Below are 23,135 nucleotides of genomic sequence, written 5' to 3'. Positions count from 1 at the left end.
CTGCACTCAACGGTGCGGCTCGCGGCAGGGTTCCCGATTCAGGCGATGGCACGGTGGATGGCGCCGTTCCAGCGCCGGATGACCGCCGGCACGTCCTCGACCGGCACGGGGCGGCTGAACAGGTAGCCCTGGACCTCGTCGCAGCCCTCGGCGCGCAACGTGGCGAGCTGCGCCTCGGTCTCCACGCCCTCGGCGGTCGTCGTCATGCCGAGGCTGTCGCCGAGCCCGATCACCGCACGCACGATGAAGTCGGTGCCGTTCGGGCCGCCGAGGTCGCGCACGAAGGATTGGTCGATCTTGATCTTGTCGAACGGGAACGAGCGCAAGTAGCTCAAGGACGAGTAGCCGGTCCCGAAATCGTCCATCGAGACCCGCACCCCTAAGCCCTTCAAGCTGTGCAGGATCGCGGTGGTCGCACCGGGATTGGCCACCAGCACGGACTCGGTGATTTCCAGTTCCAGGCGACGTCCCGGCAGGCCCGAGTTGCGCAGCGCGTCGCGCACCGCGGTCACGAGGCTCGCCGAGGTGAACTGCACCGCCGAGACGTTGACCGCAACCTTCAGCCCGTCCGGCCAGCGGCTCGCCTCGGCGCAGGCCCGGCGCAGCACCCACTCGCCGAGCGGCACGATGAGGCCGATCTCCTCGGCGACCGGGATGAACTCGGCCGGCGAGATTCGCCCGCGCACCGGATGGTTCCAGCGCAGCAGGGCCTCGAAGCCGCAGATCCGATCCGAGGCGAGGTCGTAGATCGGCTGGTAGTGCAGCTCGAAGGCCTCGGCGGCGAGCGCAGCGCGCAGGTCCTGCTCCAGCAGGCGCCGGGCCTGTATCTGGGCGTCCATCTCCGTCTCGAAGAAGCGGAAGGCGCCGCGCGCCTCGGCCTTGGCCCGATTGAGGGCCATGTCGGCGCTCTTGAGCAGCCGGTCGCAGCTCGACCCGTCGCTGGGCGCGAGCGCGATGCCGAGGGTGAGCCCGAGCGTGACGCCATGGTTCGACAGGCGGTAGGGCGCGCTCACCACGTCGAGGATGCGGCGGGCGAGGATGGCGGCCTCCTCCGGCCGCTCGACCCCGCGCTGAAGGATGGCGAACTCGTCCGCGCCGACGCGGGCGACGCCGTCGATCTCGCGCACGCAGGCCGAGAGGCGGTTGGCCACCGCCTGCAGCACCTCGTCCCCGACCGCGCGCCCGAGCGTGTCGTTGATCGGTCGGAAGCCGTCGATGTCGAGGGAGAACACCGCGAAACCGCCGCCGTCGCGGCCCGCCTGCGCCATCGCGGCATCCACCTGCTCGGCGAACTTCACCCGGTTCGGGAGACCGGTCAGGGCGTCGTGATGGGCCAGGAAGGCGATGCGCGCCTCGGCGCGGCGCTGCTCCGTCACGTCCTCGTAGGTGGCGACGAAGCCGCCCTCCTCCGTCTCGCGCGCCGCGATGGCGACGACGCGGCCGTTGCCGAGTTCCTGGAACAGGGTGCTAGCGAAGGCCCTGCGCGCCTGGCGCAGGATCTCGGTGACGCTGCGTCCCGGATGATTGCCGGCCTCGATGCTGCGGGCCACCACCTCGCCGGCCGTCATGCCGGGCACGATGGAATCGGGCGGCAGACCGTAGATCTCGCAGTAGCGGCGGTTCACCACCATAACGCGGCGATCGGAATCGTACAGGCACAGGCCCTGGGACATGTTGTCGAGGGCCGCGTCGAGACGGTTGTTCGTTGCCGTGAGCCGGTCCTCCTGCTCGCGCACCAGGCTGACATCGGTGCAGACGGCGACGAAGCCGCCGCTCTGCACGGCGCTGCGGCTGACCCGCAGGCGGCGGCCGTCGGGCAGGAGCGTCTCCCCGTCCTGGGAGAGGGCGCGGCTGTAATCCGCGGTCGGGGCCGCGCCCGGCCCCGGCATCAGGGCAGAGCCGTCTTGGATCGCGGTACCGAGACCCGAGAAGAAATCGAGTGCCTGCGCGTTGGCGAGGACGATGCGCCCCTGCCCGTCCACCACCACGATACCTTCGCGCGAGCTCTGGAGCGCGTCGGCGAGCAAGGTCTCGGCCGAGCGGCGCTGGCTGACCTCACGCTCCATCATGGTGTGGATGTTGTCGCGCATCTGCGCCATGGCGATGAGCAGGCGGCCGAGCTCGCCCCGGCCGCCTGCAGGAACCGCCACGTCGAGCTGACCCGCGGCGATGCGCTGGGCAACCGAGGAGGCCGCCGTCAGCGGGCCGACGATGCGCCGGTGCAGCAGCCAGGCCACGAATCCCGCGAGCACCAGCGCGGCACCTGTGGCGGCGGCGTTGAAGCGGATCTGCTCGTCGACGATGGTGCGGGCGGCCTGCCGGAAGGTGAAGCCGTCGCCGGCCGTGTAGTTGACTAGAAGCTCGATCTGCGCGTCGACGGCCGCGGCCTGACGGTCGAGGGCGGCCCAGGTCTCGCTGCGGCCGGCGCGCGGGCCCGGCGCGATGGCACGGCGCATTTCCTCCCAGGCGGCGACCGCCGTCTGCACGGACTCGCCGGCGCGCGCGGCCCGCTCCGACTGCGCGCGCTCGACCGCGATGGCGAGATCCTCGGCCAGAGCGGTGGCGAGGTCCGTGATCTCGCCGTCGAGGTTCGCGACCGTGGCGGGGTCCGCGACCAGGCTGCGCCGGACGAAGGCGGCGCGCATCTTGGCGAAGTCCGCCGCGGTGGCGCGCGCGTAGTTGATGGACATCAGCGACTCGTCATAGGTCCGATGGACGAGGTCGCCGACGCGCTGGATACCGCCGATGGCGTAGAGGCCGAGCGCTCCGGTGAGCAGGCTCATGGTGAGGAAGGCCAGCAGGATGCGGCCACGGATCGTCGCCGCAGCTCCCGTGATCCGCAGCCAAGCCCGCCCGCCGCGCGGCGGGCTCGTCGGCGGCCCTTGCCGTTCCACGTTCCGTTCCAAGGCAACCCTGCCGAGTTGATACCTGCTCGCCGTGCAGGTTCCGGCAGGATGCAAGGAAGATCTTAAGAGGCGATTAGCCTCGGCCGCGCCGTGACCTCGCACTCCGTCTCGTTCACAGCGCGCGGGATCGCAGCACGACAACACTTCATCAATCGCGCCTCGCCTATGCTATCGCTCCCGTCAGGTCTTGTCGGAAAACCGTATGCGCGCTCCGCTGCTCCCGCGCCGCCCCATCCTCGCGCTCGCCGCCGGCATGCTGACGGGCGCCCTCGCGACCGGTGCCCTCGCGGTGGTGGGACCGGAGGGTTACGTGGTGTCGCAGAAAGGGCGCGCCTTCCAGCCCGGCAGCCTCGTCGTCGGACGCGGCGACACAGTCACGATCGTCAACGACGACAGTGATCTGCTGCATCACGTCTACATCGAGTCCGAGGCCTTCACCTTCGATTCCGGCGATCAGGCACCTGGCAGCCGCACACCCGTCGTCTTCCGGAAGAGCGGGACCTTCCTGGTGCTCTGCGGCATACACCCGAAGATGAAGCTCCTGGTCCGGGTGAACTGAGCGGAACCCGCACGGTCCGGACAGGGTCGTGACCGGCGGCCCGGATACGGCGGATCCACGCGAAGCTGTTCGCGCGGCATGACGCCGATCCCCTCGCGCCGCGAACTCGGGCGCGCCAGCACCGCAGCAGAGCGGAACCTCGAGGGACCAAGACGCCGGAACGCGCCGAGGCCCTGGGCCCGTCGCCGCCATCGGCAGTCACCGCACGCCTCGAACGGCATTGCAACCGAGGGTTGATCGTTTACGTTTACTATGAATACTCTTCAACAGTCAAGATCAGACCGATCCCTTGCGGATCGTCCAGCGAATATTGAAGACTTATCTCGTTCTTCAGAGAGGAGATGTCACATGGCCGCTTCCGCCGCGATCCCCGCCGCCGCCCAGTTCGGCACTGCCGCCGGCGACACGGTCGTGTCCAGCGTCTTCGAGATCGCCAAGAAGTATCTCAAGGCGACCGACGCGACCTGGAACACCGAGACGCGTCTGGAGGAGGCTCAGATCGACTCCCTCGACTTCGTCGAACTGGTCTTCGAGATCGAGGATAAGTTCGGCATCGAGCTGAACTTCAATGCCAACGCGCAGCCGGTGAGCGAGATGACGTTCGGCAACGTCGTCGAGCTGATCCGGACCGCCCTGGCCCGCAAGGCCCGCACCGCGTGAGCGCCGTCGTCGTCTCCGGCCTCGGCGTCGCGGCCCCCTGCGGCCTTACCGTCGCGGATTTCTGGGCGAGCCTCGTGGCGGGCCGCCCCGCCTTCACGCCGGCGCGGGCGCTGCCGGATGCCGGCATCATCGCCGCCGAGATCCCGGAGAGCGCGGATTTCGCCGGCCTGCCGATCCCGGTGCCCGGGGCCTGCGACCGCAATGCCCTGCTGGCAGTCGCTGCCGCGCGCGCGGCCATGGCGGATGCCGGCCTGACGCCGGGCTCCGTGGCGCCTGAGCGCGTCGCCGTCGTGATCGGCAACGGCGGCGGCGGGCTCACGAGCCTCGATACCCAGTACGAGCGCCTGTTCGTGGAGAACAAGCGCCCCCACCCCTTCGCCGTTGTGCGGGCGATGGGCAGCTCCTCGGCGAGCTGGGTCTCCATCGCGTTCGGGGCGCAGGGCCCGTGCTTCGTGGTGGCGAGCGCCTGCGCATCCGGCACGCAGGCGATCGGCGTGGCGGCCCAGCTCGTGCGCGCCGGCGTCGTGGACGTGGCGATCACCGGGGGAACCGAGGCGCCGCTCTCGCGCGGCACGCTGCAGGCCTGGAACGGCATGAAAATCATGAGCCGCACGGGATGCCGTCCGTTCTCGCGCGACCGCGACGGTCTGGTCGTCGGCGAAGGGGCCGGCATCGTGATCCTGGAGCGCGAAGCGCATGCGCGGGCGCGCGGGCGCATCCCGCGGGTGGCGGTGGCGAGCCTGGGCGCGGGCGCGGATGCGGGCGACATCGTCGCCCCCTCGGCCGAGGGCATGGCCCGGGCGATGCGCGCCGCCCTGGCGGAGGCGGACCTCGCGCCAACCGACATCGCCTACGTCAACGCGCACGGCACCGGGACGCGGGCGAACGACCTCACCGAGGTCCAGGCCCTGCGCGCGGTCTTCGGGGCCACGCCGCCGCCGGTCTCCTCGACGAAGGCGGTGACCGGGCACGCACTCGGCGGGGCCGGCGGCCTGGAGGCCGTCGCGACCGTGCTGGCGATGACGCACGGGCTAGCGCCGCCGACCGCCCAGCTGACCGACCCCGACCCGGACCTCGACATCGACGCCATCCCGGTGGAGGCGCGCGCCATGCCGATCCCGGCGGCGATCTCGAACTCCTTCGCGTTCGGCGGGCTCAACGCGAGCCTCGTGCTCCGGCAGGTCTGAGACGGCTCCCGGATCGATCCAGGGAGCCGGGGCGATGCGAACCGCCGCCACGGCGGCGACAGCGAAGGGATACCCGCACCGATGACCGCGTCCCCCCTCCGTGGGCCCGATCCCGGACCTTGCGATCCCGCGCCCCCGGACGCGGCGGCGTTCCTCGCCGGGCTTCGGGCCCGGACCGGGACCGAGGTCGGGGCGTCCGCCTGGACGCTCGTGGACCAGGCGCGGATCGACCGCTTCGCCGAGGCCACTGGGGACCGCCAGTTCGTCCACGTCGATCCGGTGCGGGCGGCGACCGAGACGCCCTTCGGCGGAACGGTGGCGCACGGCTACCTCACGCTGTCGCTGCTCGGCGGCGCGGTCGGCGAGGTCCTACCGGCGCACCCTTGTGTGCGGGCCGTGCTGAACATGGCGGCCGACAAGGTGCGCTTCCTCGCCCCCGTCCGGGTGGACACGCGCGTCCGCGCGGTCTTCACCCTCACCGGGGTCAGCGCGCTGCCGGAGGGCAAGGCGGCGCTGCGGCTCGGGGCTGCGGTTCAGGCGGAGGGGGGCGAGCCGGGCAGGCCGGTTCTCACCGCGGAGCTGACCCTGATGCTCGTCCTGGACGAGACGGCAGGCGCCGACACATGACCGCCGAGCCAAGCCTCATCGCGTCGCCGCCTGCATGGGCCGGTCGCGCTCCGGCTCGTCGCCGCGCTCGTAGGGCTGGCCGTCGCGCAGGTCTGCCGGCGGGCTCAGCACCACGCGCTCGCGCCCGTCGAGGCCCTGATCAACCTCGATGGTCTGGCCGAAATCGCGCTTGACCCGGACGGTGCGCCACGCGACCCGCCCATCCTCACCGGCCAGCGCCACCTGCGTGCCGCGCTGGTTGAACACCAGCGCCTCGGACGGGAGGGTGACGCCCGGCTCGACCCGGGGGATCTGCAGCGTGACGTAAACGTAGAGGCCGGCCCGCAGCGCGCCGTCCGGGTTCGGCACGTCCACCTGCGTCGTCAGGGTGCGGGAGGCGGTGAGGAGCGCGACGGATGAGCGCTCGACCTCTCCGCGGAATGTGCGGTCGGGGATCTGCGGCACCCGGATCGCGGCCTCGACGCCGGGCTTCACGCCGACTGCCGCGTTCTGGGGGACGTTGACGCTGATGCGCAGCACGTCGTCCCGATCCATGCTGAGGAGCGGCGTGCCGCCGCCATCGGCCCGGACGAGATCGCCGACCTCGACGCTGCGGGCGGTGACCACGCCATCGAAGGGCGCGACCACGTCCTTGAACCCGGTGAGCGCCTTGAGGCGGTCGACGGTCGCCTCCTGGGCCTTCAGGTTCGCCTCAGCGACCTTCACACCGGCCTCGGCGGCGGCGAGGTTGGCGGTCTGGCTCAGCACGCTGGCCTGGGTGTTGTCGGCCGTCTGGCGCGAGGCCCATCCTTGCGTCGCCAGCGTCGAGGTGCGGCTGTTCGTGGCGTTGGCGAGGTTCACGTTGGCGCGGGCCTGATCGACCTGCGCCCTCGCCTGGAGCAGCTGCGCCCGCATCTGCCCAACCTGCGCCTCCGCCTGGGCGAGCTGCTGGTCGAGGTCGGGGGCGGCGATGCGCAGCAGCACGTCGCCGGCCCTCACCCGCGAGCCCAGATCGACCCGGCGCTCGGCGACGTAGCCGGTGGCGCGCGCCGCGATCGCCGCGCGGGCATAGGCCTGGATCTCGCCCGGCAGGGTCAGGTCCATCGGCTTGTCGGTGCGCGTCGCTGAGGCGGTGCGCAGCCGCGGCACGAAGCTCTTCACCTTGCGCTGGGTCTCGGCAGCGGCCTCAGCCCGGCGCCAGTGGCCGTAGCCGCCCCAGCCCACGAGCCCAAGCACCACGAGCCCCGCCAGCAGGAAGGGCCCCTTGCGCGGAGGGGGCGGGATATCGCGCGCGTCGCCGTGGGCCTTCATGATCCTCGGGCTCTCAGCGGCCGGTCGGGCACACGGTATACCGGGACGGCGGACGCGAACAGCGCGCCGCGGAGCCGCAGCGCGACGCGGAGGGAAAGCTGTGGGTGGCGGCCAGCACGATCATGAGCCCGCCTCTATCGGCGAGCGGTTTCCGCTTTGTGTCGACGCTGGAGAGAGAGTGGTGGACGGTGCAGGGATCGAACCTGCGACCTTTCCCGTGTGAAGGGAACGCACTACCGCTGTGCTAACCGTCCGTACCGGAGCCGTCGGCACCGGGGCCGAGGCTTGCCGGAGCCGCCGTGCGGCTCGGGTGGCGGCCTTCTAGGGCGCGACGGGCGGTGCCGTCAAGGCGTCTCGTGGTCTCGGCGTCTCGTGCCTCCGTGCGCCGCCCGCTTGCGCCTCCTTGCGCGGCCCGGCGGCGGTCGAGGCGTCCGGTGGTTGACAATCCGGTCGCCGCGAGGCGCATTCCCCGCATGGAGCCTCAGGAGACACCGGCGGTCGCCCTACCCGAGCCCCGCCCTGCGGGACCGCGCATCGCCATCACCTACTGCACCCGCTGCAACTGGCTGCTGCGGGCGGCCTGGATGGCGCAGGAGCTGCTGTCGACCTTCCGGGACGACCTCGGCGAGGTGGCCTTGGTCCCGGCGACGGGGGGCGCCTTCAGCATCGCGGTCGGCGAGGAGGTTGTGTGGGAGCGCGTGCGCGACGGGGGCTTCCCGGACGTCAAAGCCTTGAAGCAGCGCGTGCGCGACCGCCTCGACCCGGGTCGCGATCTCGGTCATATCGACCGCTGACCAACCGGCGGGGCCGGCAATGACACGTGAGGGCGGAACGCGAGCGATGCTGGCGCCGGTGAGCGGGCCTGACGCGCGGGGGCGTGCTTGAGCCCGGAGGCCGACCCGACCCCGGCGGCATCCGGGGATTCCTCCGCGGAGACGCCACCCCCGCGCCGGGCCTGGCTCGGGCGGCGGCTCGGCCGCAACGGATTCTCGACGCAGTTCTACCTCGTCGCGCTGGTCGTGGCGCTGATCGGGCCCGGCCTCCTGTTCACCGGGATCCTGCTGATGCGCTACGCCGCGGCCGAGCGCGCTCGTTTCGAGCAGGACGCGCGCGAGAACGTGCGCGGCATCGCCCTCTCGGTCGATCGCGACACCGCCGGCCTCGTCTCGGTGCTGCAGACGCTGGCCACCTCGCCGCGGCTCAAGGCCGGCGACTTCGAGGCCTTCGACGCGCAGGCGCGCCTCGTGCGCGACGCCATCGAGCTCGACATCGTGCTGCGGAAGCCGGACGGGCAGCAGCTCGTCAACACCGGCGTGAAACGCGGTGCGCCGCTACCCATGACCCCGATGCCCTTCGACGCCGAGGTCGCGAGCGGTAGCCAACGCGCGATGGTCTCGGGGTTCCTCGCCGGGGCGACGCCCGACCAGGCAGGCTACGCCGTGGCGGTGCCGGTGCAGGTTGACGGCGAGGTGACCTACATCCTGGGCTTCCGGGCGCCGCTCTCGCGGCTGCAGGGCATCCTCGCCCGCGAGGTGGTGGAGGGCTGGACCACCGGCATCTCCGACCGCGACCAGCGGGTGCTCGCCCGCCTGCCCGATCCCGCCGCCGTGGTGGGTCGCCCGCGGCTCGCCACGCTCCGCCAGGTGCAGAGCGACACGCCCGGCGTCTGGGAGGGCAAGGACCGTCAGCACCGGCCGGTGGTGGTGGTCGAGGCGCGCTCGCGGCTGACAGGCTGGACGGTCGGTGCCAGCATCCCCAAGAGTCTGGTCGACGCGCGCACCCGCCGCTGGACCTGGGCCTTCGGCGGCTTCGGGCTCCTCGTCCTCGCCACCTCCTCGCTGCTCGCCGTGAACCTCTGGTCGCGGGTCTCGCGGCCCCTGCGCCAGCTCGCTGCCTCCGGACCCGCCCTGGCGCGGGGGCAGGCCATCCCCCGCATCGCCTCGCCGGTGCACGAGATCCGCCGCCTCGGCGACGTCCTCTCGGACGCCTCTCTGCGCCTGCGCACCCGCGAGGCGGAGCGCGACCGGGCGCTCGACGAGACCCGGCGCGGCCTCTCGGCGCTGCGCGAGAGCGAGGCCCGCTTCCGCCACATGGCCGATTCCGCACCGGCCCTGATCTGGATGACGGACGAGCGGGCCGAGGTCAGCTTCGTCAACATGCATTTCGACCACCTCTTCGGCATCCCGGCGGCGGAACTCGCGGATGCCGGCTGGCACCGCATCGTCCACCCGGACGACCTCGAGAGCTTCTCCGCCACCTTCGCGGACGCCTTCGCGGCCCGTCAGACCTTCCGCACGGAGATGCGGGTGATCGACCGCGACGGGGCGACGCGCTGGCTGCGCTGCGAGGGCGTGCCGCGCCTCGACGATGCGGGCCGCTTCCTCGGCTACACCGGCTGCAACGTCGACATCACCGAAGCCAAGCTCGCCGAGGAGCACCTCTTGCTCCTGATCCACGAGCTGAACCACCGGGTGAAGAACACGCTCGCCACCGTGCAGTCGATCGCCAGCCAGTCCCTGCGCGGCCTCGACGGCCCGGCGGCGGACGCGGCGCGCGCGGCCTTCGAGGCGCGGCTGCTCGCGCTCGCCCGCGTCCACGACGTGCTCACCCGCGAGAGCTGGGAGGGCGCGGAACTCGGCACCGTGGTGGCCGACGCGATCCGCCCGCTCGACGCGAGCGAGCCCGGCCGCTCGCGCTTCGACGTGGAGGGGCCGCCCCTGCGCCTGCCGCCGCGGGTCGCCCTCTCGATCGCCATGGCGCTGCACGAGCTCGGCACCAACGCGGTCAAGTACGGCGCCCTGTCGAACGAGAGCGGACGCGTCTCCATCGCATGGTCGGTCGCGCGCGGGCCCGAGACCCGCCTGACCCTGCGCTGGTCCGAGAGCGGCGGCCCCCCGGTCACGAAGCCCACCCGCACCGGCTTCGGATCGCGCCTGATCGAGCGGGGACTGGCGCGCGAGCTCGCCGGCGAGGTGCAGCTCGCCTACGAGGCGGCGGGCGTCGTCTGCACCATCGCGGCGCCCGTGCCGCCGCCGAGCCTCCTGGAGCGCAAGGCGGGCGCGACGCCGCCGCCGCGCATCGCGCCGCTGCCGATGCCGGGGTGAGGAGACGGAGCATGGTGGAGACCGATTTCCGGACGATCGATCTGCCGGGCGCGCGCATCCACCTCGCCGAAGCAGGACCGGCTGGCGGGCCGCCCGTGATCCTGCTGCACGGCTTTCCGGAGTTCTGGTACGGCTGGCGCCACCAGATCGGCCCGCTCGCGGAAGCCGGCTTCCGGCTCGCGGTGCCGGACCAGCGCGGCTACAACCTGAGTTCCCGGCCGGAGGGGATCGCCGCCTACCACCTCGACCGGCTCGCCGCCGACGTCGCGGCGCTCGCCGATGCGCTGGGCCACGCCCGCTTCCGCCTCATCGGGCACGATTGGGGCGGGCTCGTCGCGTGGTGGGTGGCGAGCCTCTATCCCGACAGGGTCGAGCGGCTGGCGATCCTCAACGCGCCGCATCCCGGCATCGTCGGACCTTACGCCCGGCGCCATCCCGGGCAGTGGCTGCGCAGCCTCTACGTCGCCCTGTTCCAGATCCCCCGCCTGCCCGAGCGGCGGCTTCTGGCCGACGACGGCGCGGTGCTGCGGCGGGCGCTGGCCGACACCGCGCGGCCCGGCACCTTCACGGCCGCCGAACTCGACCGCTACGCCGAGGCCTGGGCACGACCCGGCGCCATGACGGCGATGCTGAACTGGTACCGGGCGCTGCGCCTGCCCCGGCGTCCCGCCCCCCGGGTGCGCGCCCCGACCCTAATCCTCTGGGGCCGGCGCGACCACGCCCTGCAATCCGGCCTCGCCGAGGCGAGCCTCGCGCTCTGCGACCGGGGGCGCGTCCAGTGGTTCCCCGGGGCAACCCACTGGCTCCAGCACGAGGAGCCGGCGGCGGTGAACGCCGCCCTGATCGCGTTCCTGCGCGCGGGCTGAGGAAGGCCGGCCTCCTGCCCGCGCGACCGGATCCGTCCGAGAGCCTCAACCCTCCGGCAGGTCTCAATCCTCCGGCAAATCCTGGGCGATCCCCAGCCGGTCGAGCCCCTCGGACAGCAGGTCGCTGGCGTTCGGAACGCCGAGCAGTTCGCGCGCGGCGCCCTCCCCTGCGGCCTCGCGGTCGCGGGCGAAGCGCACCGCGTCGGCCCACTCCTCCGGTTCCATGTCGCCGCGGCCGACATAGAGCAGGGCCAGGAGGTCGGCCCGCTCGTCGTCGTTGAGGCCGGCCAACACGTCGCGGATCTCCCGCTCGGTCTGGTCGTCGGTGCCGCCGACCAGCACGTCGGTGGCGCCGTCGTCGATCGCGTTCGAGCCCGAATCCGGGTCGGTCGGCCCCTCCTTCACCTCGACGGCCCTCAGGCGCACGATCATCTCGCTGACCTTGTCGACGGCGATATCCATTGAGCACTCCGATGCGGCGGGCCGCGCGGCCCTACTGACCAGCGACAACTTGCGAGGGGCGGCCCGGTTCGCGCGGCCGGGCGAGCCGGGCCGCCGGGGCTGCGTGCTCTGCCGGGCTTCCGGGCGCCCTGCGGCGCGTCCACAAGCTCTGCGGATCGCGATGCCGGTGCGGATCGTTAGAGGGCCGCCCCCGCGATCGGGACGCGGCGGCGCGGAGTGACGGCGGCAGGATGAGCGCATCGACAACAGAGATCACGATTCATCGGACGGGCAGGCCTGGCGGCCCGTCGGCGCGGCATCACGGCGTGCGCCTCGCAATCGCCCTGCTCCTCGGGACGGGCGCGCCCGCGCTGGCGCAGACGGCCGAGGGTTCGGCCCCGGCCTGCTTCCGCACCGGCGGCGGGGCGCTGGAGATCTGCCGGGACGGGTCCGAAGCGGAGGGCGTCTTCTGGGCACCGCCGGCCTGCGCCTTCGCCCGCGGCGTGCAGGTCCTGCGCCTCGCCAGCGGCAGCGCCGCCGGGCCCCTGCAGGTGATCTACCACGGCGAGACGCCCCCTGCGGCCCGCCGCGGGCGCGAGGCCTGCGCGGAGCGGCGGGCCACCGATCCGATGGATTCCGGCGCCGTGCACGCGGGCCGCGGCCTCGACCAACTCGCCACGACGATGCCGCCGGCCGAGCCCCGCCTGTGGGAGGCGCAGCCCGAGCCGCCCCGGCCCGCCGCCCGGCGGGGCCGGCGCGGGCGCGAGACGGCGGACGAGCCCGAGACCGAGTTCGGCGTCGCGGCCCGCAACCCGATCGCGGTGGCCGGCCGCGACTGGGCGGGCGAGGCCTATCACCACGTCTTCCTGATCTCGACGGTCGGCAGCGGCGACGCGGCGCGGCGGGTGCAGATCCAGGCGCGCACCACCGATTTCGAGAGCTTCGAGATCCGTGGCCGCGGCCCCGACGGCTCCGGCGTCGTCTGGACGCCCTTCGGCGCGGGGCAGGACAGGCGCCGCGGATCCGACGCGGGCACGGCCGCCATCCCCTCGGCCGTGATCGACGAGACCGGCCGCCCGGTCGTCGGCAACTGCGCCTCGGAGCGGCTGGACGCGCAGGGTCTCAGCGGCTCGATCAGCGTGATCGACCAGACCTACCACTACATCTACACCGACGCGATGCCGCAGGATTGCGGCGAGCCGTCGGCGCGGCGACGCACCGCGCTCTATCTCCGCACCGCCCGCGACCTCGGCGCCCCGCGGGTCTGGTCCGCGCCCCGCACCCTGATGGAGGGGCTGCCGCCCGGCATCCAGGTGCGGGCTGCCAGGGCCAAGGGCATGGACCGCTGGGTGCTCTCCTACAGCTGCCTCCGCCCGGCCAACGCCCCCGGCGGCCCGGTGCCCGATATCTGCGCGCAGTACAGCACCGACCTCTCGCCCGAGTCGCTCGGCGCCCTGAAGCTCTTCGCCGAGCCGGTCTCGGCCCAGCGCTCGCCAGCCTATCTGGGCCTGCGCTCCGGCGGCGACGGCAGCGGGCGTTACGGCCGGGTTGCGCATTACTGGATGACCGACCGCTACGGCAATCTCGACCTGCCGGGCTCTCTGTCGGCCAAGTCCGGCTTCCTCACCTGGCTGGATCGGCTCGCCCCGCGCCGGGACGGCAGCCGCGCCTCGGCCCTCTACGGTCGCCCCGTCTACTGGGCGACCTGGACGGTGCGGGCGGTCGCCCCGCGCTGACGCTGAGCCCGGCTCGCCACGACGAAGCATGCGCGGAGCATAGTCGTCCTCAACCCAAGTGAGTGCAGGCTGGAGAGAGCCCCGCAGCAGAGACGGGCCGGCGCTTTATCGCGGCTGAGCTTTGCTGTACGATCGGCTACATTGGTGATCCGTGCAGATGCAGCGGTTGCGGCCGTCGGTCCGGCTCGGTGCGGATGTGCGGCGCGGCGGACCCGCGAGGCCGGGTCGTCCGGCGTACCGATCGTCGTTCCGGGAGCAGGCACCGCCAGCGATGCAGCTCGACATCACGACCCTGCTGATCGTGACCTTCGTGCTGACCGTCATGGTCGGCATCCTGTTCCTGTTCGCGTGGCGCCAGCAGCGAGAGACCCCGGCCCTGCTGATCTGGGGGCTCGCCCATCTCCTCGGCGCGCTCGGCTCGGCCGGCCTCGCCCTGCGGGGCCTGATCCCGGATTCACTCTCGATCGTCCTCGCCAACGCCGCGATCCTCACCGGCTACGGCCTGATCTGGAGCGGCGTCGAGGCCTTCGAGGGGCGCCGCTTCCGGCCTCTCCTCGCCTTCGGCGGTGCGCTCGTCTGGCTCGCGCTCTGCTGCCTGCCCGCCTTCTACGCCGCGATCGGCGCGCGGGTGGTCGTCGCCTCGGCGCTTGCCGCCGCCTACTGCACGGCCAGCGCCCTCGCCCTCCGGGCGGGGCGCGCCGAACCCCTGCCCTCGCGCACCGTGACCGCGCTGGTGCTCGCCGCCTACGCCGCCTGCTACGCCCTGCGCATCCCGGCGGCGGTGCTGGTCCCCTTCCGGGAGACCCGAAACCCGCTCCAGTCCGGCTGGGTGACAGGCCTCTGCTTCGCCGCCATGCTGTTCACGCTCGCGATCGCCTTCGGCTTCATCGCCCTGGTGAAGGAGCGGGCCGAGCACCGGCAGCGGATCGCCGCCTCGACCGACGGGCTGACCGGCGTCGCCAACCGGCGCGCCTTCGTGGCCGAGGCCGAGGCGCGGCTCGCCCGCGGCGAGCCGGTCGCCCTGCTGCTGTTCGACCTCGATCACTTCAAGGCCGTCAACGACACGCACGGCCACGCGGTGGGGGATGCGGTGCTCGTCGCCTTCTGCGCGCTCGCCCGCGCGCTCATGCCCGAGGCCGTGATCGGCCGGCTCGGCGGCGAGGAATTCGCCTGCCTGATCGCCGACGACGGCCCGGCCGCGGTGCTCGCCCGGGCCGAGCGGGTGCGCGGCGCCTTCGCGGCGGTCGCCCTGCCGGAACTGCCCGAGTTGCGCCTCGCCGTCAGCGCCGGCGTCGCGCGGGCGGCGGGCGGGGCCTTCGACACGCTGATGCGCCGGGCCGACAACGCCCTCTACGCGGCCAAGCGCGCCGGCCGCGACCGCGTGGTGGCCGCTCCCCTGCCCCGCGCGGCGTGATAGACCCGGGCACGAAACCCGGAGACTGCATGAGCGACGAGGCCCGCCTCACCCGCCTCGAGATGCGCCTGAGCGAGCAGGACGCCACGATCGAGGACCTGAACCGCGTCGTCACCGAGCAGTGGCGCCTGATCGACCGCCTCACCCGGCAGGTCGCCGCCCTGCACGAGCAGGTGGAGACCGTGGCCGAGCGCGTGCCCCGTGGGCCGGAGCCGCCCCCGCCGCATTACTGAGACTGCGGAACGCTCGCGGGCCCCGGCCGATCTCCCGAAGCTTCCGCAGGGCTCCGCCCTGCACCCGCGAAAGGTCCCGGACCTTTCGAAACCGGGACTCGCTTGCCTTGTGGGCGCGCAGCGGATACCTGTGCCGGCTGATTGTGGGCGGCCCGTCGGGCCGCGATGCGGAGAGAGGCGAGCCTTGGCCGGAGCCGGCTCAGCAGCGTACGGGATCGGGCGGGCCGCCACGGCGGTCGTTCGCGCGCGCGCGCTTCTCGCCAGCCTTCTCCTTACCCGCCCCTGAGGGCCGTCCGGGCGCGCGCCTGGGCTCTCAGGGGATCGCACGACGCCTCCTCCGTTCAGGCTTCGGCCGCTCTCGACCGCACGGCGCGGCGGGCGGCCCGCGACAGGGTAGATTCTCCATGACCACGACCACCTCCGGCGCCCGCGACCGCGTCCTCATCTTCGACACCACCCTGCGCGACGGTGAGCAGTGCCCCGGCGCCACCATGACGCTCGACGAGAAGCTGGCGGTGGCCGAGCTCCTCGACACGATGGGCGTCGACATCATCGAGGCCGGCTTCCCGATCGCCTCGAACGGCGATTTCGAGGCGGTCGCCGAGATCGCCCGGCGCTCCAAGCGCGCGGTGATCGCGGGCCTCGCCCGCGCCATCCCCGCCGACATCGCCCGGGCCGGCGAGGCGGTGCGCCACGCGCGAGCCGGCCGGATCCACACCTTCGTCTCGACCTCGCCGATCCACCTCGCCCACCAGATGCGCAAGAGCGAGGACGAGGTCGTCGAGATCATCCTGAAGACGGTGGCGCAGGCCCGCGACCTCGTCGACGACGTCGAGTGGTCGGCCATGGACGCGACCCGCACCGGGATCGACTACCTGTGCCGCTGCGTTGAGGCGGCGATCAAGGCCGGCGCCACCACGATCAACCTGCCGGACACGGTGGGCTACGCCACGCCGTCCGAGTACCGCGCCATGTTCGCCGCCGTGCGCGAGCGCGTGCCGAACGCCGACAAGGCGGTCTTCTCAGTCCATTGCCACAACGACCTGGGGCTCGCCGTGGCCAACACGCTCGCGGGCCTGGAGGGCGGCGCGCGGCAGATCGAGTGCACCATCAACGGCATCGGCGAGCGGGCCGGCAACGCGGCGCTGGAGGAGGTCGTCATGGCGATCCGCACCCGCGGCGACGTGATGCCCTTCGAGACCGGCATCGAGTCCACGCTCCTGACCCGCGCCTCGAAGCTGGTGAGCCACGCCACGAACTTCCCCGTGCAGTTCAACAAGGCGATCGTCGGCCGCAACGCCTTCGCGCACGAGAGCGGCATCCACCAGGACGGCATGCTCAAGAACGCCGAGACCTACGAGATCATGACCCCGGCCTCGGTCGGCCTCGCCAAGACCTCGCTGGTGATGGGCAAGCATTCGGGCCGCGCCGCCTTCCGCTCGAAGCTCGGCGAACTCGGCCTGCACCTGACCGACAACCAGTTCCAAGACGTGTTCGAGCGCTTCAAGGCCTTGGCCGACCGCAAGAAGCACGTCTACGACGAGGACATCGAGGCGCTGGTGGACGAGAACCTCGCCACGGCCCACGACCGCATCCGCCTCGTCTCGCTCTCGGTGATCGCCGGCACGCACGGCCCGCAGCGCGCCACGCTGAAGATCATGGTCGACGGGCGCACCGTGACGGAGGAGGCCGACGGCAACGGGCCGGTGGACGCGGTGTTCAACGCCATCCACGCCCTCGTCCCGCACGAGGCGGTGCTGGAACTCTATCAGGTCCACGCCGTGACCGAGGGCACGGACGCGCAGGCCGAGGTCTCGGTGCGGCTGAAGGACGGCGAGCGCAGCGTCACGGCGCGCGGCGCCGACCCGGACACGCTGGTGGCCTCGGCCAAGGCCTATCTCTCGGCCCTGAACAAGCTCTCGGCGGCGGCCCGGCGGCTGCACGCACAGGCGATCTGACCGCGATCCGACCCCGAGCCGACCGCGGTGCACACATTTCCGGAAAAACCTGCGGCCCGGGGGTGGACAGCCCCCGGGCCGCTTGATATCAGCCCCTCCATCGACGGCGGACTTGGTGGCCGCCTCGCCATCGCTGAGAAGCGATCGGGCGCATAGCTCAGTTGGTAGAGCAGCTGACTCTTAATCAGCGGGTCCTAGGTTCGAACCCTAGTGCGCCCACCAAATATCTCTAATCGAAACAATCGGTTAGGAAGACACAGCCAAAAACATTGGAATCCGTTGGAGAAAGCGTTGGAACGCGTTGTTCGGCGCGTGTTCTACGCGGCCGATTGGATCGCGGCGGCTAGGCCGTCCGTGTAGCGGAACCACTCGCCCCGCACCCTCAGCTTCTTGAAGCGCGCGTGCCACAACCGCTCGTCGAGGGCCGTTCCGGACACGTGGCCGATGACCTCATAGCCCTGCGGGGTTGCGGTGGTGAACGCTTCGAGCCGGCGCTTGAGATTGTTCGTGAAGCCGATCTTCACGAGGTCGGCCGACCTGATAAAGTAGATGATTCCAAGCCGTTTGCTCCCAAGACCGCGCCGGCTCTCCCTTCGTTTCATCCAGTCGAGAAGCTCGGCCTGCAGCACGAGGCATCGCGTCCGGATCGTTTCGAGATCGGCGGAGGCCTTGTCGAGACCTGACCACAGCTGGACGGTTCGGGGCGTGAAGCCTTGGGCGGCTTTGGCCCGCGGGCACACCCAGTAGGCGACGACACCAGCTTTCCGCTGGCGCCACTCCAGATTGAGAGTTTCCCTCATCTCGCCCTCCTGCTCAGAACTCGCAGCTCAGCCACCTTTCTGGACTTCGACAGGGCATCCCGGTTGTAGCGGCTCGTCGTCACCGTGTTGGTGTGCGTTGCGGTCTTGCTGAGATGCGCGATGTCCGCCCCCGCGTCCGACCCTTCGGTGATGCCGCCTGCGCGGGCGTCCATGCACCACACCTCATCCGGCACGCCGGCCTCGCGTGCGCACTCGCGCCAGATCTCGCGGAAGTGGCGGGCGCGCCAGGGCCGGCCCGTCGTCTCGCAGACGATCATCGGGCCGATGCGCTTCAGCGCGGGCACGTGCGCCAGCTCGGCCACCACCATGGGCATGAGACTGAGATCGTGCTCGGCCGAGCGTCGGCCTCGGCTCTTCGAGGTCGGCTTGATCATGATGAGCGTGCGCGGATCGACATGTTCCCCCCAGCGCAGACCCGTACCCCAGACACGCCCCCGGTCGGTCAGCGCGCCCGCCGGATCGGCAGTCGCGTCGGCAACCCACTCGCCGATGACGTCCTTCTGCCGCAGCACTGCCTCGAACATCAGGGCGGTGGCCAGCGCGATCGAGGGCAGGCCGCGCTTGTGCGCGACGGCGCGCACAGCCTCGACCTGCTCCGGAGCGATGAAGGCCTCCCGCTGCGGCGCGGTCGCGAACTCCATGTCGTCCATGACGGACCGGAGCGCTCGCGCGTCGGCGATGTTGAGCACCTTGCCGAACTTCAGCACGATCCGAACCATCGTCATCAGGGCGTGGGCGAAGCGGATCCGCGGCTTGCCCCCTAGCTTGCTCGGCTTCGCGAACTCGCGGTGCCAGCGCAACAGATCCTCGCCTGTCACCCGATCGAGCCGCCGGGCGCCGACCCGCTTCGTCAGCACGCCGAGATTGTAAACGTAGCTCCGCCGTGTCTCGGCCGTGATGGCGTGGAACGGGCTCAGCTCGTGCACCTGGTAGAGGTCCATCAGGGACTTCAGCGTGCCGTCGTAGCGGGCCTTCGGCGGGTTGTGCTGGCCCGACAGCCACTCCTTCGCCTCGGCCTGCAATCGCCGGCAGGTCGAGGCCAGCGCCGCGCGCTCGGTCTTGTTCGGCTCGACCGCGTAGGCCTCGGAACTCAGTTGCACGGTCGCGGGCGTGAAACCCTGCCGTCGCGCCTCGGCCGGCGCGACCCAGACCGGCACGCGTCCATGTTTGCGCGTCCGCCATTCGCGTCGAGCGGGTAGGCCTCCAGCACGGTCCGGGCGGTCGCGCCGCGCGCCCGGCCGACCTCGGCGAGCAACAGCTCGCGCCACTGCCCGCAGGGCCGGCCCATCAGACCGAGCAGCACGAAGGTCGAGACCGGCGCGAGCCAGACATCGACCGAACCGCCGGGGATGAAGTGGCCCGCCATGACATGGCCGATCGCGGAGAGACACGCCTCGCGCTCGTGGCAGTCTTCCGGGAGCGCCGTGCCGACGACGAAGAAGCCCTGACGCTCCAGGATGACGGTGCGGCCGTCGTTGAGCGTGACGGAGACCTTCGCGCCGTGCGTCAGGAGGTCGAGCGCGATGTCCCGGCCGTGGGCGTCGGTCACGGCATGCTCGGCCAGGAAGGTGGCGAGCGTCACGGGCGTGAGGTCGGGGATGCGCACGAGGCAGTGAGAGACACCGTTCACGCGGGCAGCTCCGTGCTGCAGGGGGTGAGACGAGCGTGCGAAGCGGAGTGTTGAGAGCCTGGCGGGGTGCGAACCGCTGAGCGCCGAGGCCGAAGCCGGTATGCGCAGGCGCGTCCGGCCTGACCCGGTAGTTCCAACCGTTGAAGGTGTGCGGTTTTGATGCAGGAGCCCTGCCGCCCACCCCTGATTGTCTTGATAATGTACGAAAGCGGACGATCATGGTGGAAATGATGCCTCAAGCCAGGCGGCTTAAGTTTTCGGAGCTGGATGCTGACATCGATCCGCAGATCGCTGAGTCGGAGATTGCGTTCGACCTTCTTGAGGCTGTCGTTCGGTCTGTTACGGCCGTGATGCTTGATGCTGTGCCGGCCGAGGGACCACGGATTGTGACCCTGCTGCACACGGAAATTGTAGCTGCGGCGCGCCAGATTGAGGCCGCCCGCCCCGACTGGTCGCAACTCGGGATCGTCGCAGGAGCCGAGCGCCGCGTCTGCGCGATCCTCGAGGAACTCGGCGACGAGCAAAAGCCTCTCGCCTGAGGGGACGGCAAGCGTCACAGCGACCTCACGTCGATCACAGAGGGGTGGGAGAGGACGCGGCCGGTGCGCCGGCAGCGGGTGAGACCATCGAGGCCACGGCTGACGCCAGAGGCCTTGGAGCCGGGCATAGGGCGCTTCGGGGTGACGAAGCCGAGGCCGCGACGCTTCCGGCGCTTGGCCTTAGCCGTCAGGGCAAGGTCGCCCTCCGGACCGTGGGTCTTGGCGAGCGCACAGGCCCGGTGGACGATCGCGCGGTTGTCCGGATCGTTCGAGCCGCCGAGGCCGAGGGCGCGCATGTGCTCGTCGGTCAGGGCCTCGCCCTGGACCATGACGCGGCCGCAGAGCGGGCAGAGCCCCTGTTGCGCCTCGTAAAGCTCGAGCTTCTCGCTGTCGGTGAGCCGGGTGCGGGGCGTGGTGCCGACGTCGGTGCAGGCGAAGGCCACGGCTCACGCCTCCGCGCGGGCGTCTAGACGCCCGATGGCGACCTGAAGCTGGGTGACGATGTCCCGCGCCCGCTCGGCGAGCGCTGCCGCATTGGCCGGAGTGTCAGCCTCGAACTGCGCCTCGCGGGTCATCACCAGTCCGACCATGAGGTCGGAGGCGGTGTTGAGGGCGCGGTCGGCGTCGCGACGGCCGGTGCGGTCTACGAAGCGGACGGTGGCCTCGCCGACCACGGACCCATCCTGCCGGTCGGCACGAAGGTCGTGGTCGAGATCCCCGACGCCCGCTCCCCGGCCGCCGCGCGGGCCCGCCCCCTCATCACCCTCTGGTCGATGGAGTGAGCCGATGCCGCACACGGAGTTCTGGGTCTCGGTCAACGGCACCGAGATTTCGCGCACGCTGGCGCCGATCCTGATCTCCATGTCGATCACGGACAACGACGGCGGCGAGGCCGACAGCCTGGAGATCGAACTCGACGACGCCGGCGGCTCGATCGCGCTGCCGCCGACAGGCGCCCCGATCCAGGCCGGCATGATGCTCGTCGACGACGGCGGCGCGGCCGGCCCGCCCGTGATGTTCGAGGGCAAGGTCGATCGGCCGACCTCGACCCTCGCCCGCGGCGGCGGCCTGACGCTCCGGATCTCGGCCAAGTCCGTCGATCAGAAGGGCAAGCCGAAAGAGCGCCAGCACAGCCACCATGACAAGGGCAAGCTCTCGGCCGCCGCCAAGAAGTTCGGCGGGTCGGCGGGCCTGCAGGTCGAGGTGCAGGGCGACGACGTCGAACGGCCCTACTGGGCGATGCAGGGCGAGAGCTTCCTCGAATGGGGCATGCGCGTCGCCCAAGAGGCCGGCAAGACCTTCAAGGTGCGAGGCAGCCGGGCGATCTTCGCCGACCGCTCCGGCGGCCAGTCGGTCGGCGGGCGGGGGCTGGCCTCGGTCCGCGCCCATCGGGAATTCGATCCGGACGGCACCCGCATCGGCAACATCATCTCGGGCGATCTCAGCCCCGTCGATGACCGTCACAGCTGGTCGGAGTTCGAGGCGCGATACTACGACACCGAGGACGCCAAGTATAAGACCAAGACCGTCAAGGCCCGGCGCCGCCCGGGCAGCGCCACACACCGCGACCGCTTCACCCGAGCGGACGAGGGCGCCGCGCAGTCCCGCACCAAGTCCACCGGCGCCGAGGCCGAGCGCGAGCAGGGGGGCGGCACGGTCACCATCGACGGCGATCCGTCCGCGCAGGCCGAGGCCTCCTGCATCGTCTCGGGCGTGCGGCCCGGCATCGACGGGACCTACCGCATCAAGACCGCCCGGCACCGCCTGACCCGGCGCGAGGGCTACACGACCGAGCTGACGCTGGTGCAGCCCGGCGGCGAGGCCGGCAGCGACACCCGCAAGGGCTGAGCCCGGCCGCCTGGTCACGCACGCCCGTCAGCCTTCACCCCGCCCGCCCTCACCCGGCGGGCTTTCTCATGTCCGGAGCCCGACCCATGGCCACGTCCCCCGACGCGGGCGCCTTCGCGCGCCTCGACCGGGCGCGCTTCTTCGCGTCCATCCGCCCCCTGTTCGGCACGCTCTCGCTCGCGCAGGTCGCGGGCATCGAGCGCCTGCTCGACGCCTTCCTGGCCTACGCCTTCCTGCTCGACCGGCGGCATCTGGCCTACATCCTGGCGACCTCGTTCCACGAGACGGGCCAGCGCATGCAGCCCGTGCGCGAGGGCTTCGCCACCTCGACGGCGGACGCCATCGCCCGCCTAGACCGGGCCTTCGCCGCCGGCCGGCTCAAGTCGGTGAAGACGCCCTACTGGCGCGCCGGCTGGTTCGGGCGCGGCGACGTGCAGCTCACGCACGAGGCGAACTACCGCGCGATGGGCGCGCTCATCGGCCTCGACCTCGCGGGCAACCCGGATCTGGCACTCGACCCGGCGATCTCCGCCCGCATCCTGATCGAGGGCGTGACCCGCGGCGCCTCGACCCGCGGCGACTTCACGGGCCGCGCGCTCGAGGACTTCATCGCGGGCGCGCGCTGCGACTACGAGGGCGCGCGCCGCACCGTGAACGGCACGGACCGCGCCGCCGACATCGCCGGGTACGCCCGCCGCTTCGAGGCGGCGCTCACGGCCGGCGGCATGCCGCTCACCGCCGCCCGCCTGCCCGCGGCGCTCGGCGCGCCCGCGAGCCCGGCCGCGGTCGCCGCGCTCACCGCCCCGCCCACGGGTCTTGCCGGCCTCGTCTACGCCGTCCGTCGCAACATGCAGAAGGGGCTTTGAGCCATGGGCTTCCTCACGATCCTGCCCGCCCTCCTCTCGACGGTCGGGCCGATCCTGCAGCGGATCATCCCGGACGAGGGCCAGCGCGCCCAGGTGCAGGCCGAGCTGCAGCGCGCGGCGCTCGACCAGCAGTCCGACCTCAACAGGGCCATGGCCGAGGTGATGAAGGCGGACGCGGCCTCCGAGAGCCCGTGGGCCAGGAACGCCCGGCCCGCCACGGTGTTCTGGGCGCTCGCCATGATCACGTGGGTGGGCGTGATCTCGCCGATGCTCGGCCTCCAGGCCGAGGTGGTGGCGGCCCTCAAGGGCGTGCCGGCCGAGCTGTGGTCGCTCCTGTCCGTCGGGATCGGCGCCTACATGCTCGCCCGCTCCGTCGACAAATTCATCGACACGAAGAAGTAGGCCTGCCGCCGGCCGGACCGCGCTCTGGCCGGCGAGCGCCCCGTCTAG

Annotated in this window: 23 protein-coding genes, 2 tRNA genes and 1 pseudogene; 17 read left to right on the top strand and 9 right to left on the bottom strand. The window is 71.8% G+C overall.

What is annotated here, in order from left to right; all coding sequences use genetic code 11:
- Window positions 1-38: 38 nt before the first annotated feature.
- On the bottom strand, window positions 39-2,894 hold the full coding sequence (locus tag DK427_RS08160; RefSeq protein ID WP_245930841.1) for an EAL domain-containing protein: 2,856 nt from the start codon (window positions 2,892-2,894) through the stop codon (window positions 39-41).
- A gap of 214 nt (window positions 2,895-3,108) precedes the next feature.
- Here DK427_RS08160 and DK427_RS08155 point away from each other — a divergent pair, with 214 nt between their 5' ends.
- The 4 genes from DK427_RS08155 to DK427_RS08140 all read left to right on the top strand — a co-directional run bounded on the left by DK427_RS08155 (window position 3,109) and on the right by DK427_RS08140 (window position 5,939).
- On the top strand, window positions 3,109-3,465 hold the full coding sequence (locus tag DK427_RS08155) for a cupredoxin domain-containing protein (protein WP_109950834.1): 357 nt from the start codon (window positions 3,109-3,111) through the stop codon (window positions 3,463-3,465).
- A gap of 348 nt (window positions 3,466-3,813) precedes the next feature.
- A complete protein-coding gene (locus tag DK427_RS08150; protein WP_109950833.1) occupies window positions 3,814-4,125 on the top strand; it encodes an acyl carrier protein in 312 nt (103 codons plus the stop codon).
- The gene (locus DK427_RS08145; RefSeq protein WP_109950832.1) at window positions 4,122-5,312 is read left to right on the top strand and encodes a beta-ketoacyl-[acyl-carrier-protein] synthase family protein; all 1,191 of its coding nucleotides are present in this window, start codon (window positions 4,122-4,124) and stop codon (window positions 5,310-5,312) included. Before DK427_RS08150 ends, DK427_RS08145 begins: the two co-directional genes overlap by 4 nt.
- Window positions 5,313-5,393: 81 nt before the next feature.
- The gene (locus tag DK427_RS08140; RefSeq protein WP_109950831.1) at window positions 5,394-5,939 is read left to right on the top strand and encodes a MaoC family dehydratase; all 546 of its coding nucleotides are present in this window, start codon (window positions 5,394-5,396) and stop codon (window positions 5,937-5,939) included.
- A 15-nt stretch (window positions 5,940-5,954) separates the two neighbouring features.
- Here DK427_RS08140 and DK427_RS08135 read toward each other — a convergent pair whose 3' ends face one another.
- Window positions 5,955-7,229: an efflux RND transporter periplasmic adaptor subunit gene (locus DK427_RS08135; protein ID WP_109950830.1), complete on the bottom strand. Its 1,275-nt coding sequence runs from the start codon at window positions 7,227-7,229 to the stop codon at window positions 5,955-5,957.
- A 179-nt stretch (window positions 7,230-7,408) separates the two neighbouring features.
- Window positions 7,409-7,483, bottom strand: a tRNA-Val gene (locus DK427_RS08130).
- Window positions 7,484-7,702: 219 nt separating this feature from the next.
- Between DK427_RS08130 and DK427_RS08125 the strand changes: the two genes are divergently transcribed.
- The 3 genes from DK427_RS08125 to DK427_RS08115 all read left to right on the top strand — a co-directional run bounded on the left by DK427_RS08125 (window position 7,703) and on the right by DK427_RS08115 (window position 11,199).
- Entirely contained in the window at window positions 7,703-8,023 is a 321-nt protein-coding gene (locus DK427_RS08125; RefSeq protein ID WP_109950829.1) for an Rdx family protein, read from the top strand.
- Window positions 8,024-8,248: 225 nt separating this feature from the next.
- Window positions 8,249-10,333, top strand: coding sequence for a sensor histidine kinase (locus DK427_RS08120; RefSeq protein ID WP_245930979.1), 2,085 nt, complete (start codon window positions 8,249-8,251; stop codon window positions 10,331-10,333).
- Window positions 10,334-10,344: 11 nt separating this feature from the next.
- Window positions 10,345-11,199, top strand: a complete 855-nt coding sequence (locus DK427_RS08115) for an alpha/beta fold hydrolase (RefSeq protein WP_109950827.1) — start codon at window positions 10,345-10,347, stop codon at window positions 11,197-11,199.
- Between the two features lie 63 nt (window positions 11,200-11,262).
- Here the strand turns inward: DK427_RS08115 and DK427_RS08110 are convergent, their stop codons facing one another.
- Window positions 11,263-11,661: a DUF3775 domain-containing protein gene (locus DK427_RS08110; protein ID WP_109950826.1), complete on the bottom strand. Its 399-nt coding sequence runs from the start codon at window positions 11,659-11,661 to the stop codon at window positions 11,263-11,265.
- Between the two features lie 305 nt (window positions 11,662-11,966).
- Between DK427_RS08110 and DK427_RS08105 the strand changes: the two genes are divergently transcribed.
- From DK427_RS08105 to DK427_RS08085, 5 genes are all read left to right on the top strand, one after another.
- The gene (locus DK427_RS08105; protein ID WP_245930840.1) at window positions 11,967-13,376 is read left to right on the top strand and encodes a hypothetical protein; all 1,410 of its coding nucleotides are present in this window, start codon (window positions 11,967-11,969) and stop codon (window positions 13,374-13,376) included.
- 271 nt (window positions 13,377-13,647) lie between these two features.
- A complete protein-coding gene (locus DK427_RS08100; protein WP_109950825.1) occupies window positions 13,648-14,790 on the top strand; it encodes a GGDEF domain-containing protein in 1,143 nt (380 codons plus the stop codon).
- A 29-nt stretch (window positions 14,791-14,819) separates the two neighbouring features.
- A complete protein-coding gene (locus tag DK427_RS08095) occupies window positions 14,820-15,023 on the top strand; it encodes a SlyX family protein (RefSeq protein WP_109950824.1) in 204 nt (67 codons plus the stop codon).
- A 404-nt stretch (window positions 15,024-15,427) separates the two neighbouring features.
- Complete coding sequence (locus DK427_RS08090; protein ID WP_109950823.1) at window positions 15,428-16,981, top strand: 2-isopropylmalate synthase; 1,554 nt, start codon at window positions 15,428-15,430, stop codon at window positions 16,979-16,981.
- A 146-nt stretch (window positions 16,982-17,127) separates the two neighbouring features.
- A tRNA-Lys gene (locus tag DK427_RS08085) sits at window positions 17,128-17,203 on the top strand.
- Between the two features lie 95 nt (window positions 17,204-17,298).
- Here DK427_RS08085 and DK427_RS08080 read toward each other — a convergent pair.
- From DK427_RS08080 to DK427_RS08070, 3 genes are read right to left on the bottom strand one after another with little or no spacing between them, the layout of a single operon-like run.
- Window positions 17,299-17,781, bottom strand: a complete 483-nt coding sequence (locus tag DK427_RS08080; RefSeq protein WP_109950822.1) for a GIY-YIG nuclease family protein — start codon at window positions 17,779-17,781, stop codon at window positions 17,299-17,301.
- Complete coding sequence (locus tag DK427_RS08075) at window positions 17,778-18,902, bottom strand: site-specific integrase (RefSeq protein WP_162559730.1); 1,125 nt, start codon at window positions 18,900-18,902, stop codon at window positions 17,778-17,780. The genes DK427_RS08080 and DK427_RS08075 overlap by 4 nt, the downstream gene beginning before the upstream one ends.
- Entirely contained in the window at window positions 18,893-19,432 is a 540-nt protein-coding gene (locus DK427_RS08070) for a hypothetical protein (RefSeq protein ID WP_109950820.1), read from the bottom strand. The genes DK427_RS08075 and DK427_RS08070 overlap by 10 nt, the downstream gene beginning before the upstream one ends.
- Before the next feature lie 218 nt (window positions 19,433-19,650).
- On the opposite strand from DK427_RS08070, the gene DK427_RS08065 reads away from it, so the two are divergent.
- On the top strand, window positions 19,651-19,971 hold the full coding sequence (locus DK427_RS08065) for a hypothetical protein (protein WP_109950819.1): 321 nt from the start codon (window positions 19,651-19,653) through the stop codon (window positions 19,969-19,971).
- Between the two features lie 14 nt (window positions 19,972-19,985).
- Here DK427_RS08065 and DK427_RS08060 read toward each other — a convergent pair whose 3' ends face one another.
- Both DK427_RS08060 and DK427_RS27000 read right to left on the bottom strand, forming a co-directional pair.
- Window positions 19,986-20,414 carry an HNH endonuclease gene (locus DK427_RS08060; protein WP_109950818.1) on the bottom strand — a complete coding sequence of 143 codons (429 nt, stop codon included), beginning with the start codon at window positions 20,412-20,414 and terminating at the stop codon, window positions 19,986-19,988.
- A 3-nt stretch (window positions 20,415-20,417) separates the two neighbouring features.
- Complete coding sequence (locus tag DK427_RS27000; protein WP_245930839.1) at window positions 20,418-20,645, bottom strand: hypothetical protein; 228 nt, start codon at window positions 20,643-20,645, stop codon at window positions 20,418-20,420.
- Here DK427_RS27000 and DK427_RS27510 point away from each other — a divergent pair.
- The 4 genes and pseudogenes from DK427_RS27510 to DK427_RS08040 all read left to right on the top strand — a co-directional run.
- Window positions 20,646-20,753: pseudogene (locus tag DK427_RS27510) on the top strand (hypothetical protein); the annotation flags it as partial.
- Window positions 20,754-20,757: 4 nt separating this feature from the next.
- Window positions 20,758-21,819 carry a phage late control D family protein gene (locus DK427_RS08050; protein ID WP_109950817.1) on the top strand — a complete coding sequence of 354 codons (1,062 nt, stop codon included), beginning with the start codon at window positions 20,758-20,760 and terminating at the stop codon, window positions 21,817-21,819.
- An 86-nt stretch (window positions 21,820-21,905) separates the two neighbouring features.
- Window positions 21,906-22,685 carry a glycoside hydrolase family 19 protein gene (locus DK427_RS08045; protein ID WP_109950816.1) on the top strand — a complete coding sequence of 260 codons (780 nt, stop codon included), beginning with the start codon at window positions 21,906-21,908 and terminating at the stop codon, window positions 22,683-22,685.
- A 3-nt stretch (window positions 22,686-22,688) separates the two neighbouring features.
- Complete coding sequence (locus DK427_RS08040) at window positions 22,689-23,087, top strand: 3TM-type holin (RefSeq protein ID WP_109950815.1); 399 nt, start codon at window positions 22,689-22,691, stop codon at window positions 23,085-23,087.
- Window positions 23,088-23,135: the final 48 nt, after the last annotated feature.

Source organism: Methylobacterium radiodurans, from assembly GCF_003173735.1.
GTDB classification, from domain to species: domain Bacteria; phylum Pseudomonadota; class Alphaproteobacteria; order Rhizobiales; family Beijerinckiaceae; genus Methylobacterium; species Methylobacterium radiodurans.
The sequence above is the reverse complement of the archived record's forward strand: the minus strand, read 5'-3'. Positions and strand labels throughout refer to the sequence as shown.

Bases quoted from the DNA above. Each gene is read 5' to 3' on its own strand.
- DK427_RS08150 (WP_109950833.1), top strand. From the start codon at position 3,814: ATGGCCGCTTCCGCCGCGATCCCCGCCGCCGCCCAGTTCGGCACTGCC.
- DK427_RS08115 (WP_109950827.1), top strand. From the start codon at position 10,345: ATGGTGGAGACCGATTTCCGGACGATCGATCTGCCGGGCGCGCGCATC.
- DK427_RS08110 (WP_109950826.1), bottom strand. From the start codon at position 11,661: ATGGATATCGCCGTCGACAAGGTCAGCGAGATGATCGTGCGCCTGAGG.
- DK427_RS08080 (WP_109950822.1), bottom strand. From the start codon at position 17,781: ATGAGGGAAACTCTCAATCTGGAGTGGCGCCAGCGGAAAGCTGGTGTC.
- DK427_RS08140 (WP_109950831.1), top strand. From the start codon at position 5,394: ATGACCGCGTCCCCCCTCCGTGGGCCCGATCCCGGACCTTGCGATCCC.
- DK427_RS08125 (WP_109950829.1), top strand. From the start codon at position 7,703: ATGGAGCCTCAGGAGACACCGGCGGTCGCCCTACCCGAGCCCCGCCCT.
- DK427_RS08040 (WP_109950815.1), top strand. From the start codon at position 22,689: ATGGGCTTCCTCACGATCCTGCCCGCCCTCCTCTCGACGGTCGGGCCG.
- DK427_RS08095 (WP_109950824.1), top strand. From the start codon at position 14,820: ATGAGCGACGAGGCCCGCCTCACCCGCCTCGAGATGCGCCTGAGCGAG.
- DK427_RS08065 (WP_109950819.1), top strand. From the start codon at position 19,651: ATGGTGGAAATGATGCCTCAAGCCAGGCGGCTTAAGTTTTCGGAGCTG.
- DK427_RS08135 (WP_109950830.1), bottom strand. From the start codon at position 7,229: ATGAAGGCCCACGGCGACGCGCGCGATATCCCGCCCCCTCCGCGCAAG.
- DK427_RS08100 (WP_109950825.1), top strand. From the start codon at position 13,648: ATGCAGCTCGACATCACGACCCTGCTGATCGTGACCTTCGTGCTGACC.
- DK427_RS08090 (WP_109950823.1), top strand. From the start codon at position 15,428: ATGACCACGACCACCTCCGGCGCCCGCGACCGCGTCCTCATCTTCGAC.
- DK427_RS08050 (WP_109950817.1), top strand. From the start codon at position 20,758: ATGCCGCACACGGAGTTCTGGGTCTCGGTCAACGGCACCGAGATTTCG.
- DK427_RS08045 (WP_109950816.1), top strand. From the start codon at position 21,906: ATGGCCACGTCCCCCGACGCGGGCGCCTTCGCGCGCCTCGACCGGGCG.
- DK427_RS08155 (WP_109950834.1), top strand. From the start codon at position 3,109: ATGCGCGCTCCGCTGCTCCCGCGCCGCCCCATCCTCGCGCTCGCCGCC.